The sequence below is a fragment of the Metapseudomonas cellulosilytica genome (assembly GCF_049334135.1).
Taxonomy (GTDB): Bacteria; Pseudomonadota; Gammaproteobacteria; order Pseudomonadales; family Pseudomonadaceae; genus Metapseudomonas.
On the sequence record NZ_JBHZGN010000019.1, the window covers coordinates 68,641 to 82,015 of the forward strand.

Annotated in this window: 13 protein-coding genes and 3 pseudogenes; 11 read left to right on the forward strand and 5 right to left on the reverse strand. The window is 57.4% G+C overall.

Annotated features, from left to right (window positions below):
• Positions 1–182 precede the first annotated feature (182 nt).
• From ACFW0H_RS21740 to ACFW0H_RS21765, 6 genes are all read left to right on the forward strand, one after another.
• Entirely contained in the window at positions 183–410 is a 228-nt protein-coding gene (locus ACFW0H_RS21740; protein ID WP_422915926.1) for an NUDIX hydrolase, read from the forward strand.
• A 317-nt stretch (positions 411–727) separates the two neighbouring features.
• Positions 728–979: a hypothetical protein gene (locus tag ACFW0H_RS21745; RefSeq protein WP_422915927.1), complete on the forward strand. Its 252-nt coding sequence runs from the start codon at positions 728–730 to the stop codon at positions 977–979.
• Between the two features lie 117 nt (positions 980–1,096).
• A complete protein-coding gene (locus tag ACFW0H_RS21750) occupies positions 1,097–1,342 on the forward strand; it encodes a hypothetical protein (protein WP_422915928.1) in 246 nt (81 codons plus the stop codon).
• A gap of 44 nt (positions 1,343–1,386) precedes the next feature.
• On the forward strand, positions 1,387–2,238 hold the full coding sequence (locus ACFW0H_RS21755) for a universal stress protein (RefSeq protein WP_422915929.1): 852 nt from the start codon (positions 1,387–1,389) through the stop codon (positions 2,236–2,238).
• 984 nt (positions 2,239–3,222) lie between these two features.
• On the forward strand, positions 3,223–4,467 hold the full coding sequence (locus tag ACFW0H_RS21760; RefSeq protein WP_422915930.1) for a malic enzyme-like NAD(P)-binding protein: 1,245 nt from the start codon (positions 3,223–3,225) through the stop codon (positions 4,465–4,467).
• 130 nt (positions 4,468–4,597) lie between these two features.
• A complete protein-coding gene (locus tag ACFW0H_RS21765) occupies positions 4,598–4,786 on the forward strand; it encodes a ribbon-helix-helix protein, CopG family (protein WP_422915931.1) in 189 nt (62 codons plus the stop codon).
• A 37-nt stretch (positions 4,787–4,823) separates the two neighbouring features.
• Here the strand turns inward: ACFW0H_RS21765 and ACFW0H_RS21770 are convergent, their stop codons facing one another.
• Complete coding sequence (locus tag ACFW0H_RS21770; RefSeq protein WP_422915932.1) at positions 4,824–6,479, reverse strand: SulP family inorganic anion transporter; 1,656 nt, start codon at positions 6,477–6,479, stop codon at positions 4,824–4,826.
• Between the two features lie 176 nt (positions 6,480–6,655).
• Here ACFW0H_RS21770 and ACFW0H_RS21775 point away from each other — a divergent pair, with 176 nt between their 5' ends.
• Entirely contained in the window at positions 6,656–6,886 is a 231-nt protein-coding gene (locus tag ACFW0H_RS21775; protein WP_422912099.1) for a hypothetical protein, read from the forward strand.
• A gap of 215 nt (positions 6,887–7,101) precedes the next feature.
• A pseudogene (locus ACFW0H_RS21780) lies at positions 7,102–7,230 on the forward strand (YkgJ family cysteine cluster protein); the annotation flags it as partial.
• A gap of 74 nt (positions 7,231–7,304) precedes the next feature.
• Here ACFW0H_RS21780 and ACFW0H_RS21785 read toward each other — a convergent pair.
• A complete protein-coding gene (locus ACFW0H_RS21785; protein ID WP_422915933.1) occupies positions 7,305–8,288 on the reverse strand; it encodes a diguanylate cyclase domain-containing protein in 984 nt (327 codons plus the stop codon).
• Between the two features lie 669 nt (positions 8,289–8,957).
• On the opposite strand from ACFW0H_RS21785, the gene ACFW0H_RS21790 reads away from it, so the two are divergent.
• The 3 genes from ACFW0H_RS21790 (at position 8,958) to ACFW0H_RS21800 (ending at position 12,203) form a co-directional block, all read left to right on the forward strand.
• On the forward strand, positions 8,958–10,043 hold the full coding sequence (locus ACFW0H_RS21790; protein WP_422915934.1) for a Rieske 2Fe-2S domain-containing protein: 1,086 nt from the start codon (positions 8,958–8,960) through the stop codon (positions 10,041–10,043).
• Positions 10,040–10,999 carry a PDR/VanB family oxidoreductase gene (locus ACFW0H_RS21795; RefSeq protein ID WP_422915935.1) on the forward strand — a complete coding sequence of 320 codons (960 nt, stop codon included), beginning with the start codon at positions 10,040–10,042 and terminating at the stop codon, positions 10,997–10,999. The genes ACFW0H_RS21790 and ACFW0H_RS21795 overlap by 4 nt, the downstream gene beginning before the upstream one ends.
• Before the next feature lie 736 nt (positions 11,000–11,735).
• Positions 11,736–12,203 carry a MarR family winged helix-turn-helix transcriptional regulator gene (locus ACFW0H_RS21800; protein ID WP_422915936.1) on the forward strand — a complete coding sequence of 156 codons (468 nt, stop codon included), beginning with the start codon at positions 11,736–11,738 and terminating at the stop codon, positions 12,201–12,203.
• A gap of 137 nt (positions 12,204–12,340) precedes the next feature.
• Here the strand turns inward: ACFW0H_RS21800 and ACFW0H_RS21805 are convergent.
• The 3 genes and pseudogenes from ACFW0H_RS21805 to ACFW0H_RS21815 form a co-directional block, all read right to left on the reverse strand.
• Positions 12,341–12,583, reverse strand: a pseudogene (locus tag ACFW0H_RS21805) (integrase core domain-containing protein); the annotation flags it as partial.
• Between the two features lie 27 nt (positions 12,584–12,610).
• Positions 12,611–13,009 (reverse strand): IS3 family transposase, encoded by a 399-nt coding sequence (locus ACFW0H_RS21810; RefSeq protein WP_422915937.1) that lies wholly within the window; start codon positions 13,007–13,009, stop codon positions 12,611–12,613.
• Positions 12,894–13,361 (reverse strand): annotated as a pseudogene (locus tag ACFW0H_RS21815) (IS3 family transposase); the annotation flags it as partial. The pseudogene ACFW0H_RS21815 and the gene ACFW0H_RS21810, both read right to left, overlap by 116 nt.
• Positions 13,362–13,375 lie beyond the last annotated feature (14 nt).

Sequence of the window (13,375 nt, forward strand, 5' to 3'; positions counted from 1 at the left end):
TGCCCCCGGGCCGTGCGGCCGACTCTCCCACGCACCCCACATATTTATCCACATCCCCCCCAACCGAGCTCTCTGAATCGCCCCTAGTTTCGTAGACACCGCCAAGCCTCATGACGCGGGACTCAGCGCTGCTGACTGGGTTGGGTAAGTCGTTAGCGACTTTCCAGTCTGCTCCGAAATAGGTGCTCGAAATCCGCTTCTGGCCGGTTTCTACCAGTCGTGACGGGCAGAAATTGGCCGATTCTGTTGAAAAAGTTGGTGCCGCCTCGACTCACTCATTCGGAACCAGCGAAGCTCCTCAACCGCTGAATGAAATTGCTGAGTGCCGTTGGTTCCGTCTGGACGTCCTGGACGACCGGAAGTGCCACAAGGCTGTAAGTCGTCTGTTCAAGGCTGTGCAGGTTTTTTGACGACTGGCGGGAGTACGAGCGACGGCCTAGCCTGGACATGAGATCGCGCTGCCCGCCTGCTCCATCGCCTGCACGCGAACCAGCTCACCCTGGGCGCCGGCGTCGAGGAGCTGGGCATCCGGATCAAGCAGCGCGGTTCCACCGAAACATCGACGCCGTACGCCGACACCTCGACATCCTTCAGGCCAACGCTGATTTCTTTGGCGAGGCCATCGCGGTCCCGATGACCGATACCTAAGCTACGCTGTAATTGCTAAGCGTGTCCCCCCTAGCTGCCACGGTGTTCCGTGTCGCCGTGGCAGCGCTTTTAGGAGGGTATGGAGCCTACTGATCACCAGTTCCTGCCTGCTCTCCAGGCTCTCATGGACGAATATCAATTCGGACCAGGCGAAACCCTGCACATCCTGACCAGCCGTCCGCTGCTGCGGCGGAAGACCGGCGCCAAGCGCCAAGCAAGAAAGATCTACCGAAACCCACACAATGGCCACTGCATTCACGTCCGAGCAGGCAAGAACCTGACCTACCGGGCCTCCCGTACCCCGCTGGCGAACAACGAGGGGGGCGAATGACAGCTGAACCCGGCACAAGGACGACCCTTGGTCGCCTGGGGCCCGGAAATGCGGACAAAGACTTGGCGTGGGGTGATAGTGGCTTTCTGACCGTAACGCTACCTGCGGGAGGTCGCCATGCCACAGCGAGATTTCCCTGGATACGTCGCCTGGAGCGAAGCTCGCCTGAATGGCGACCACGCCTTGGCATTCATTGCAGTTCAGCCGCAGGCAACGGATGCCGAGCCCCTGTTTCATCTGGTCTACGGTGGCGTGCAGTTCTCCCGCCTGTCCGACGCGATCCAGGCGGCAGAGGACGCGCTCAGCAGGCTGTTACACATCGACGAGTCTGGCAGGCCGGTGTTCAGCTCGCCCGACTGCTGACGAGCGGGACTTCTGGATACTGATCAGCCAGCAGGAGTACCGCGATGCCTGAAGTCATGGCGTGTATCGATGGTTCCGCGTCGACACCTGCGGTGTGTGACTATGCGGCATGGGCGAGCCAGCGACTGAAAGTGCCGCTGTCCTTCCTGCATGTGCTGGAGCCGCAGCGGTACCCAAGCGAAGTCGATCTCAGCGGCAATATTTGGCTTCGCCGCCGCGACAGCCTGCTTCAGGAATTGGCGTCCTTGGAACAGCAGCAGAGCCGGCAATCCCTTGAACAGGGCCGACTGATCTTGAACGCGGCGCGGGAGCGCGCCATGGAGGCGGGCATCCACGCGCCGGAAGTGCGTCAACCGGAAGGCGACCTGGTGGAATGCCTACACGAGCTGGAGAACGAGATTGAGCTGCTAGTGATTGGCGCGCGTGGCGAGCTTCACGCAGTCCAGACGTCGGCCGTGGGCAGTCAGTTGGAACGTGTAGTGCGCAGCATGCATCGCCCGATCCTCGTGACACCCAGCCAGTTCAAGGCGCCGCAAAGCGTGCTGTTCGCTTTTGACGGCAGCGCAATGATGCGTCAGGCGGTGACCACGCTAGCGGCCAGTGCGCTGTTCCAGGGGCTCCCCATTCATCTTGTCATGATCGGCAGTGCAAACGACGAGGCCTGGATTCAGTTGGAGGCCGCCTGCGCAGAGCTGGCCGTTGCAGGCTTTACGGTGCACACGGCGATGCGTACCGGAGAAGTCGAAGCGGCGTTGCACCTGTTTCAGGCCGAGCAACACATTGACCTGTTGGTGATGGGCGCCTATGGCCACTCGCGACTCCGTCAGTTCCTAGTGGGCAGTTCGACGGCTCGCATGTTGCGGACGACGCGGACGCCATTGCTAGTGATGCGCTGAGCCCATCATCTGCCGCCACCACGGCCGGCAACGGTGGGTCAGCGCAGAATCAGACGAAACCCTCTGCAGACGCACCGTCGCTGCGGCAATAGGCAGACGGTTGTGGGGTGACTGACCACCAGCTTCCTTTCTTTGATCGGGTAGGAGGCGGGGTCACTCCCGCCGTCCTCCCACACCACCGTACGTACGGTTCCGTATACGGCGGTTCCTGCCTACTGACAAACTGCATCAGCGAGCTTGGTTTCGTTCGATGTGTCGCCCGCGTAATCTAAGCACCCAGACAGGCCCTCGGGACTTCCGGCCCCTACCTCCTGATTGTCCAGGCCTCCGTATTAGGGAGCTTATGCCTGCGGCCCGCTCAGAGAGCACACCTGACTATCCACTCATGGCAGGTTCAGCCCTTCATTGCTCCGGTTCCGAGCAACTACTACGGCCTCTGCTGACTTCTGCTCGCCCATCCCGTCACCTTGCGATGCCGGTAGCACATGGCAGGCGAACAGATCTCCCAGGGTAATTCGCGTGACCTTCCTGCTTATGCCTGTCGGATCTACGTCGTAGCGTTCCGTGCAAGTATCGGGCTTTGGCAATTTTGGCTACCTCACCCCACTACGCCGCCTAATCAGCTTCCTGTTCGTCAGGCCAGCATTTTGCCTTCGGCTTCCTTCACATTCGCAGTCGCCCACGACACCCTTGCCTTCAGCTAACACTTCCCCTTGCCGGGTGTGTAGAGGACTTTCACCTCCAAGTCATCCAACTCACCACCACGGCGAGCCAGACAGCGCCAGTCACGGCGCTACGCGCCATGCCTGGCGCACCAAAAAAATGGCCGCACAGGGCGGCCTAAACGAGGGTGGCTAGCAAAAGGGAAAAACAATGCCCTGGTGAGCTTGCCCACCAGGGCCTCGGTCTGCTCCGTACTTTCAGTTGCCTGGCATTATAATGGTGTTAGCATCGTATGGTAATCACCGTCTAGCTGAGGATCATATGACTACCGACTTCAAGAAGGCTGCCCTGGATTACCACGAGTTTCCGACCCCCGGAAAAATCAGCGTGGAGCTAAGCAAACCGGCGGACACAGCGGCCCAGTTGGCCCTGGCGTACAGCCCCGGCGTCGCCGAGCCGGTGCGCGAGATCGCGAAGAATCCCGAGAACGCCTATCGCTTCACCGGGAAGGGCAATCTGGTCGCGGTTATCAGCAACGGCACCGCCATCCTTGGCCTGGGCGACCTGGGGCCGCTGGCCAGCAAGCCGGTGATGGAAGGCAAGGCGCTGCTGTTCAAGCGTTTCGCCGGCGTCGACTCGATCGACATCGAGGTCAAGGCGGAAAGCCCGCAAGCCTTCATCGATACCGTGGCGCGGATCGCCGACACCTTCGGCGGCATCAACCTGGAAGACATCAAGGCACCCGAGTGCTTCGAGATCGAGCAGGTGCTGATCGAGCAATGCGACATTCCGGTGTTCCATGACGACCAGCACGGCACGGCGATCGTGACCGCTGCCGGCCTGCTGAATGCGCTGGAGATCCAGGGCAAAACCCTGGAGAGCGCGAAGATCGTCTGCCTGGGTGCCGGCGCGGCGGCCAACGCCTGTATGCGCCTGCTGGTCAGCCTCGGCGCGCAGAAACGCAACCTGTATATGGTCGACCGAGTGGGGGTGATCCACAGCGGTCGGGACGGGCTCAATCAGTACAAGGTGGAGTTCGCCAACGACGGGGGCGCTCGCACCCTGCTGGACGCCATGCAGGGCGCCGATGTGTTTGTCGGGCTGTCCGGGGCCAACCTGCTGACGCCGGAGGCGTTGCTGGCCATGGCACCCAAGCCGATCGTATTCGCCTGCTCGAACCCCGATCCGGAGATCAAGCCTGAACTGGCAATGGCGACCCGTGACGACCTGATCCTGGCGACCGGCCGCTCCGATTACCCGAACCAGGTCAACAACGTCCTCGGCTTCCCGTTCATTTTTCGCGGCGCGCTCGATGTCCGTGCCTCGCGGATCAACGAATCGATGAAGATCGCCGCGGTGGAAGCGCTGCGTCAGTTGGCCAAGGAGCCGACCCCGGTGGAGGTGCTACGCGCGTTCGACATCGATCGCCTGGAGTTTGGGGCGGACTACATCCTGCCGAAGCCACTGGATGCGCGACTGCTCGGTGCGGTGGCAGGGGCGGTTGCCCAGGCGGCGGTGGACTCTGGAGTCGCTCGACTGCCTTACCCCGCCCATTACCCGCTGTGACCAAGCCCGGATCGGGCTCCCGGGCGAGCCCGATCCACCTTGTCCCTCCCCGTGGCGTCTGCGGTGACAGTCCTGGGCCCGTTAATTATAATTTGATTAACATCCGTCGACTCAAATCAGCAGAAACTCTATGGAAAGCAAGACCGCGCGCCTTACCGTTCTCATCGACCCGCACAAGAAGAAAGCGTTCGAAGAATTGTGCGCCGCGCAAGACCTGACGCCGTCGCAGGTGGTGCGACAACTGATCCGGGATTACCTGGACCAGCATGGCGTCACCTATGTGACCAAGAGCAAGTTGGCGGCCAACGCCAAGACCTGAGGCCATGTAAGCATTGGCCGCGACGGGTGCCTCTGTATTAGTGCGGGGGCGGTGTCGCTTCTTCATCCATCGCCAGCGCGGCCACGAACTCGTCGTGGTAATGCGCCGGTCCAAGGGTGCGCAGGATACCCGTCTTGTCGAGCTTGCTGAGCACCTTGCGGTTCGCTTCGCAGAGCTTCACCACGATCTGCCGCTTGTGCAGCTGCTGAATGACTTCCTCCAGTGTCTGCAAGCCGGTGATGTCCATGAACGGCACCCGTTTCAGGCGAATCACCAGCAGGCGCGGGTCAGTGTGAGTCTGGGCCAGGACGCGCTCGAAGGTTTCCGCCGCACCAAAGAACAACGGCCCTTCGATCGTATACACCAGCACCCCGGGCGGTAGCCGGACCTGGCCATTGGCGCGTAGTTCGCTGGCCAACTCCTCCTCGACGACCTGTTGCACCTCGACCGACGAGGCCATGCGCCGCATGAACTGCAGCATGGCGAGGATGACGCCGATGTTCACCGCGATCACCAGGTCGCTGAACACGGTCAGGCAAAAGGTGATGAGCAGGATCGCCACGTCGGCCTTCGGCGCGCGCTGCACCATGCGCTTGAAGTGTTTTAGCTCGCTCATGTTGTAGGCGACGACGAACAGAATCGCCGCCAGGGCGCAGAGCGGAATGTTCGAGGCCAGCGGCGCCAGGAACAGAATGATCAGCACCAGGGTCAGGGCATGGGTCACGCCGGCCAATGGCCCGGTGGCGCCATTGCGGATATTGGTGGCGGTTCGGGCGATGGCGCCGGTGGCGGCGAAGCCGCCGAACAGCGGGACGGCCAGATTGGCGATGCCCTGGCCGATCAGTTCCTGATTGGAGTCGTGCTTGGTCCCCGCCATGCCATCGGCCACCACGGCGGACAGCAACGACTCGATGGCACCGAGCATGGCGATCGCGAACGCCGGGCCAATCAGCTCGATGACGCGCGAAAGGGTGATGTCCGGCCAGGCGAACTCAGGCAGCCCCTGGGGAATGCCACCGAAGGCACTACCGATGGTGGCCACCCCATCGAAGTGGAACAGCGACTGGACCGCCGTGGCGAACACCATCGCCACCAGCGGCCCGGGTATGCGCGTCAGGCCGGGCAGCCTGGGCGCCGCGATGACCAGGGCGAGACTGGCTGTGGCGAGCAATGTGGTGGCGACATGCAGGTCCGGTAGTGCCTGCATCAGGTGCCGCACCTTTTCGTGGAAGTGTCCGCCGCCGACCTTCGGCAGGCCGAAAAAGTCCTGCCACTGCCCGACCCAGATGATCACCCCGATTCCGGCGGTGAAGCCGACGATCACCGGATCGGGAATGAACTTGATTATGGCGCCGAGGCGGGTGACGCCGAGGAGCAGCAGGATGGCGCCGGCCATCATGGTGGCGAGCTGCAGGCCGTCCACACCGTATTGGGCGGTGACCCCCGCGAGAATCACGATGAAGGCGCCGGTCGGCCCGGCGATTTGCAGACGGCTGCCGCCCAGCAGGGAAACCAGCAAGCCGCCGATGATCGCGGTGTAGATGCCTTGCTCCGGCTTGACCCCGGAGGCGATGGCAAAGGCCATGGCCAGGGGCAGCGCCACGACACCGACGATCACGCCGGACACCAGGTTGCGCACCCAATGTTCCCGTCCGAACAACCCGGCCTTCCACGCTTCCCGTACTGCAATCATCGCAGGCTCCTCAACTGGTTAATGTGCATAGTATTATCATGCGGTGATAATAATGAATGTCCCTTGCTGGCGGGTTCGACAGGAAGGCCAGCCTCTGCTGATTCAGTGCCAAGGCGCCGAATCAGCCGGGCCCTTGAGTAGAAACGTGCGAGCGCGGACGTAGTGTGGTGATTTGAATGAAGCGAACTGATGTGAAGGCCCGGCATGCCGAAGGCGTATTTTTTGACACCCATGTGATCGTGAACCCGACCAACACCAAAGAGTGGATCGTGTTCTTCAAGAAGAACGCTGGAAGAAGCTTTTTCCTGGTGGATGAGAACGAGGAAGTCGAGTCGTTTGCGCACCTGGACGACTTGATCCACGAACTGCGCGACCTCGGAATCAAGAGCGCAGAAATCCATTTTTGACCTGCAGGCAGATTTAGAGGCACCGTCATGTCAGTGAAAGTCGAGCATCTGACCAGTCAGAGTGAAGAGCTATGGACGGTCCGCTTCGGTGTCCGCCGGGTGCAGTTTCGCCACGAGCGTTGCGCCAGGGAGTTCGCGGCCAAGCTCAAGGAACGGATCGAGGCGCCACATAGCTATCCGCGAAGGGTGAGCAACCGCACGGGTTGGCCAAGCAAGTGAGCTATACGACCAGTCGAAAGATCGACCAGTTGCGCCGTCAGATCCCGGCTTTCGCCTGCGTGCCAGGCTGCCACGATTGCTGCGGCCCGGTGACCGCGTCATCCGAGGAAATGTCGCGACCACCCAGCCAGCGTGCGGGGGTTGTCGGGTGCAGAGCATTACGCTGCATGGGGAATGTCCTTTCCGATCGGCCCTGGAGTCACGGCCGGGTACTTACGATGGCTCGGTTGCGGCCTGCGGCTTTGGCCTGGTAGAGCGCCTGGTCGGCCAGGGCGATCAACTGCAGCGAGTTGCTCTCCACAGTCGACACCAGGGAAGCCACGCCGACGCTGATGGTGACCATGGCAGCGGTCGCGGAAGCTTGATGGGCGAGTTGCAGTTTCCATACGACCTCACAGAGCCGCTCGCCGAACCGTCCGGCGCCATGGGCATCGCTCTGCGGCAGGATGATGACGAACTCCTCGCCGCCGTAGCGCGCAACCAGCTCCCCGGGCCGACGAGCGACAGTGTCGATGGCGGTGGCGGTGGCGGTGGCGGTGGCGGTGGCGGTGGCGACACGCTGCAGGCAGACATCGCCCTGGGGGTGGCCATAGTGATCGTTGTAAGCCTTGAAATGATCAATGTCGATAAGTGCCAGCGCCAATGGCAAGTGCTGCCGACGGTGGTGCCGCTCGAACTCCTCCGTCAAGGCTTCATCGAAACAGCGACGGTTGTACAACCCGGTCAAGCCGTCCCGTTTGGCGAGCTGGCGCATCATGACCGTCTGTTGTTGAAGACGCAGGTGAGTCTGAACACGCGCCAGTACCACCGGCGGATTGAAGGGTTTGGTGATGAAGTCCACGGCGCCGGCCTCCAGCGCCCTGATTTCACTGTCCATACCGGTGTGCGCCGTAATGATGATGACGGCGCAATCCTTAGTAGCCGGGTCGCCCTTGAGTGCGGCGCAGACCTCGTAGCCGTTCATGCCGCTCATTTCCACATCCAGCAAAATCAGCAACGGCTGTTGTGATTGCGCCAGCCGAATGCCCATCTCACCGATCGTGGCGAACAGGATCTGACCTTGGTCCTTGAGCATGCCGCTCAGCAAACGAATGGTATCGGTGCTGTCGTCGATGACGAGGATCAGGTCGCGTGATTCCAAAGAAAACCGGTCGGGTCTAATCACCCTATCTTTGGCTAGCACGCCGCCGAAGCTCGCTAACTATTTGGTTTTTAGAATCAAGTTTGATCGTGCTCAAGCCGTTCGTGGAGTATTTCCTCGTTTAGCAGATCGGCCGGAGGAAGCGCTCGGCCTGCAAGCGCCTAAGCCCCAGGCACAAGCACTCGCGAACTAAAGAGCAGCAAACTAATAGCTGGGTTCGGCTGTAGACAGCCGCGCACGGTTTAGGTCTTGAGGATGGCAAGGGCTTACTGCACGCGGATTTGGCGCGATCGTGGTCTATTTTTTAGTTACCAATGACAACTAGATAGCATCAGACTTCCCAACCGCAATTGAGTTGACACATAGGTCAACTTTGGCATTCCCCCTCCGCCTCAGAAGCCCGCCATTCGATGACCGGGCTTGATTGTGGATAGGCAATTAAACGCTTATAACTCATGTACTTACAGACACAAATCCTCACCAATCACCCTATCCATACGGTTATCTTCCCCCTCCTTCTGTACTGATCGACATTGGTGCTAGAGATACCTTCTTGCCGGAAAAGTACGCCAGCGGCACAGCGAGTGCGATGCTAAACCCATTGACATAGTTAATCTGCATAACTAAATTCAAGGCGTCGGAGCAGCGGCTACGCTGCATCCACCACCCGGAACGGTTTAGCGCGATGAGACAAGATGAGGAGCAGTACCGATGAGCTATCTACGTAACACTTGGTACGTTGCCGCCTGGGACAATGAAATCGAAACTGGAACAGTGCTGGCTCGGAAGCTGCTTGATGTCCCAGTAGTCCTGTTCCGCAATGAAGACGGAGTGGTACATGCGCTGCTTGACCGCTGCCCGCACCGTTTTGTGCCTCTATCAAAAGGCCGCTTGTGTGGCAGTTCTATCCAGTGCGCCTATCATGGGCTTGAGTTCGACGGGACGGGGAATTGCACGAAAAATCCGCATGGCGATGGCCTGATCCCAAAAGCGGCAAAAGTAAAGTCATTTCAGGTAATGGAACAGCACAGCCTGATTTGGATTTGGATGGGCGAACCTGAGAAAGCTGATACCTCCATGATCCCGGACTTTAGTAAAAGCCTAGATCCAGAAAAGCGCTATGTCGGTAAAGACTATTTACTTGCCAAGGCCAACTACCAGCTTGAGATCGATAACATCCTTGATCTGAGTCATGTAGAGTTTCTACATGGCACCACCTTAGGTAGTGACGCAGTAAAGCACGCTGAGACCTGCGTGGTACAAGAAGGAAACACTGTCTACTCGAATCGTCTGATGCGCAATGAAATAGTAACTCACTCCCTGGCAAGCACCTACGGAATCCCCGCAGGAGTTCCGGTTGATCGCTGGATGGATGTCCGCTGGGAAGCTCCAGCCCAAATGGAACTGTGGTCCGGGTGGGCTCCCGCGGGTGCAGATAATCCACGCGAAGTAGGTAAGAAGATCCCCTTCGTACATATTTTCACACCGGAAACAGAAGCTACAACACACTACTGGTTCGGTACCAGTTACCCCATGAAAATGGGTGAAGAAGGGAAGCGTCGTGCAGAACGCGACGTAGCCTACTTGAGAGTCCCCTTCGAGAATGAAGACCTTCCCATGCTTGAGGTGCAACAACAGGCAATGAGAAATTCTAGCTTCTGGTCATTGAAGCCAGTACTACTTCCCAGTGACGGTCCGGCAGTCCGCGCCCGACGCGTGCTCGATGCAATGATTAAGGCCGAGCAGTCTCACAGCAATCAGCCGCCTGTTCCAACAGAACAAGGAGACCAAGCATGAGCGAACTCCGCGTAAAAATTGCAAGAAAGCAAGCCGAAGCACAAGGAATTTGTAGTTTTGAATTAGTAGCGGCAGATGGTGGATCACTTCCAAAGTTCACCGCCGGGGCGCATATTGACGTTGTAATAAAAGATGGCCTTGTTCGTCAATATTCATTATGCAATGCACCGTCAGAAAACGGACGATATGTGATTGGCGTGCTAAAGGCTGGCGCCTCGCGCGGCGGATCATTGTCGATGCACAATGAAATCCATGAAGGAGATGAAATATCTATAAGCCCCCCTAAGAATAACTTCTCTCTAGAAGCTAACGCAAAAAGCAGCTTGCTCCTCGCAGGCGGAATAGGCATCACTCCAATTATTTGCATGGCAGAACAATTATCGGCAGGAAACGCAAACTTCAAACTCCACTATTGTTCCCGCTCACCCGAGCGAGCCGCCTTTATCGAGCGCATACTAAATTCGGTCTTCCGAAACAACACTTGCTTTTATTTCGATGATGGAGAAGTAGATCAACAGTTAAATCTAGTCGAACTACTCAATGGGGCAACGAGTGAAACTCATATTTATGTCTGTGGCCCACAAGGCTTCATTGACGCAGTGCTAAAAACAGCACGCGAACAAGGCTACCCAGAAGCACGGCTACACTATGAGTTTTTTTCCGCAGAGAATGACACCGGCGAAAACGATACCGAGTTTGAAGTCGCACTCGCGTCATCAGGTAAAATAGTAAAAGTAGGGAGAGAGCAGACCGTCGTAGATGCCCTAGCCAACATCGGAGTAGAAATACCCACATCCTGTGAACAGGGAGTATGCGGCACATGTCTTACTCGTATTTTAGAGGGAGTCCCGGATCACAAGGATCTATTTCTGACACCCGACGAACATGCGGCGAACAACCAATTCCTCCCTTGTTGCTCGCGAGCTAAATCAAAGCGCCTTGTTCTCGATCTATAGGGAATTACAAGAAGGGCTGTGATTATAGTAGGTAAAACCAACTTTCACAGCCATCCCCCCAAAAAACTCAGAGATATGATTTTTTCTGCAAAGCCTCATTAAGCAAAGCAATTTCATTCGTTTCCACTACTGCTGATAAGCGTCCAGATAGATCCCCTCTTAAGGCGATCAGATTCCGCGCCCACAACACTCTTTGAGAACCATACTTGAAGCCCAGGACTCTCTGGCACACGTCAAAGCCAGAACCCTAACTTCAAGCTGGCGCTATATTTACGAATTGCGCCCAACAATTTTGACGACCGCACACTCAACGCCAGCCAAAAATTTTGTAAAATAAATTATTAACTGTATTTACCACACCAAAGAAACCCTATCTCTGGATAACTTGCGAACTCCTTAGCACCTACACAAGGATCACCAAACAGATTTATTTTTATTATTAATCCAGCTTAACAACGAAGGATCCTTCAAGCATGATGCCGAGGTATGATTGTAAAATCAGGGGCGGCATTTTGCGCAAAATTCGAGACGTAACAGGAAAGCTCCTAAGCAAACCTCATAACAAAAGTGCACTGGCCCAAAGCACCTGCCAGCAGAGTGCCTAAGCACATATGCTTCATTAGATCGCACCAGTTAGACCATCATAGACCTGGCGAAAGCGCCTAATGGTTTAGGAATGCTGCATTGTCCATTTAAAATGGTTAAAACACTTAAATTTAACACACGAGACAGTCCGATGCCCCAGCAACCTAAACAAGCGCCTACCGGAGAGCCCGTCGCCCCATTGGATCGTGCGCTTGACGGCCTCATTGGATACGTGTTGAGTCGCGTACAGATTAAAATGTATCAGAATCTCACCAATAATTTTTCGGAATTCGATATAAGGCCGACCCAGTTCTCTGCGTTGTTCATCATCCATCAGAATCCCGGTCTGATGCAGGCGGAACTGGCACGAACGCTGGCAATCGACCCCCCCCAAGCCGTCGTCATGATAAACAAACTGGAACAGCAAGGGCTGGCATTGAGGATCCGTTGTAAAGCGGACAAACGTTCTTACGGTTTGTTTATTAGCAAATCGGGGGAAGTACTACTGAAGAAACTAGAAGCTATAGCTGCCCAAAGTGACCTAGAGTCAACATCTGCTCTTTCAGCGGATGAGTGCTCACAGCTGTTAACCATTCTCGGAAAACTTTATCGAAACTAAAAATTTTCTGACGAAAAATTACAGTTCGAATATTCGGCATCTTCACCTGCGCACTTTGGACGTCGACGCAGACCAACCGCGCAAGTAGCATGTGCCAGGAAATCTATGATCTTCCCTTATCACAGCCCGCATGCTACCTATTGTGGACTTTCTCCTATCAAACCGTACACCGGCACGCCGTTATGTTGATGACTCAGTCCAGCCCTGAATTCCCGAGGTGAGAGGTATTTCAGTGCCTGTGAGGGTGCTCCTCGTTGTAATGCTCAAAGGCGATCGCCAGGTTGTGTCTGGCCGTCGCCCGATCGGGCTCGGGCATGTGGCAGATGTCATCTGCGCTTAATTATCTTCACAAAGCTCTCCGCCATACAGTTGCTCTGTGGTCTGTCCCGGAGCTGGTGGACAGGTAGTTAAGAGCTACTGCTCGCATTTCGCCGCTCAAACTCCATCGGACTGAGATAGCCCAACGTCGAGTGGCGACGGCGGTGATTGTAAAAGCGGATGTAGTCGAACAGGTCGGTTTTCGCCTCTTGGTAGTTGGCGTAACGCGTCAGGTACACCCGTTCGGCCTTCAGCGAACGGAAGAAACTCTCCATCGTCGTATCCCAACAGTTTCCCCGCCGCGAGTGGCTGGGCACGATGCGATGCCGCCGAAGCAACGCTTGGTAGTCGTAGGCGCAGTACTGGGCCGCGATCCGAGTGCAGCAGTACCTCCGCTTGTGGCTGTCGGTGTGCAACGGCCATCTCCAGCGCTGCGTGTACCAAGGCCTGCTGCATACGGTGGTACATCGCCCAACCGACGACGGCACGCGAATAGAGATCGAGCACGACGGCCAGATACAACCAGCCCTGCGCAGTTCGCACGTAGGTCATGTCCGAGACCCAGTGCCGATTGGCGCGATCCGAGGCGAACTGGCGATCCAGGTGATTCGGGGCAATGGGCAAATCGTGACGACTGCTGGAAACCAGCCGCCAACGCTTGAGCGAACGAACACGCAGGCCGGCGGCGCGCATCAGTCGAGCGACCCGGTGCCGACCACACGCCTGCGCCATGGCCGTCAACTCGGCCTTGATGCGGCGATGGCCATAGATCCCATTCTCCTCATGGTGGATGGGACGGATCTCCTTGCTCAGGTGCCGATTCGCCATCTCTCTCGCCGAGGGAGGCCGCTGCT

Bases quoted from the DNA above. Each gene is read 5' to 3' on its own strand.
- ACFW0H_RS21765 (WP_422915931.1), top strand. From the start codon at position 4,598: ATGGAAAGCAAGACCGCGCGCCTTACCGTTCTCATCGACCCGCACAAG.
- ACFW0H_RS21760 (WP_422915930.1), top strand. From the start codon at position 3,223: ATGACTACCGACTTCAAGAAGGCTGCCCTGGATTACCACGAGTTTCCG.
- ACFW0H_RS21800 (WP_422915936.1), top strand. From the start codon at position 11,736: ATGCCCCAGCAACCTAAACAAGCGCCTACCGGAGAGCCCGTCGCCCCA.
- ACFW0H_RS21775 (WP_422912099.1), top strand. From the start codon at position 6,656: ATGAAGCGAACTGATGTGAAGGCCCGGCATGCCGAAGGCGTATTTTTT.
- ACFW0H_RS21790 (WP_422915934.1), top strand. From the start codon at position 8,958: ATGAGCTATCTACGTAACACTTGGTACGTTGCCGCCTGGGACAATGAA.
- ACFW0H_RS21745 (WP_422915927.1), top strand. From the start codon at position 728: ATGGAGCCTACTGATCACCAGTTCCTGCCTGCTCTCCAGGCTCTCATG.
- ACFW0H_RS21755 (WP_422915929.1), top strand. From the start codon at position 1,387: ATGCCTGAAGTCATGGCGTGTATCGATGGTTCCGCGTCGACACCTGCG.
- ACFW0H_RS21770 (WP_422915932.1), bottom strand. From the start codon at position 6,479: ATGATTGCAGTACGGGAAGCGTGGAAGGCCGGGTTGTTCGGACGGGAA.
- ACFW0H_RS21750 (WP_422915928.1), top strand. From the start codon at position 1,097: ATGCCACAGCGAGATTTCCCTGGATACGTCGCCTGGAGCGAAGCTCGC.
- ACFW0H_RS21795 (WP_422915935.1), top strand. From the start codon at position 10,040: ATGAGCGAACTCCGCGTAAAAATTGCAAGAAAGCAAGCCGAAGCACAA.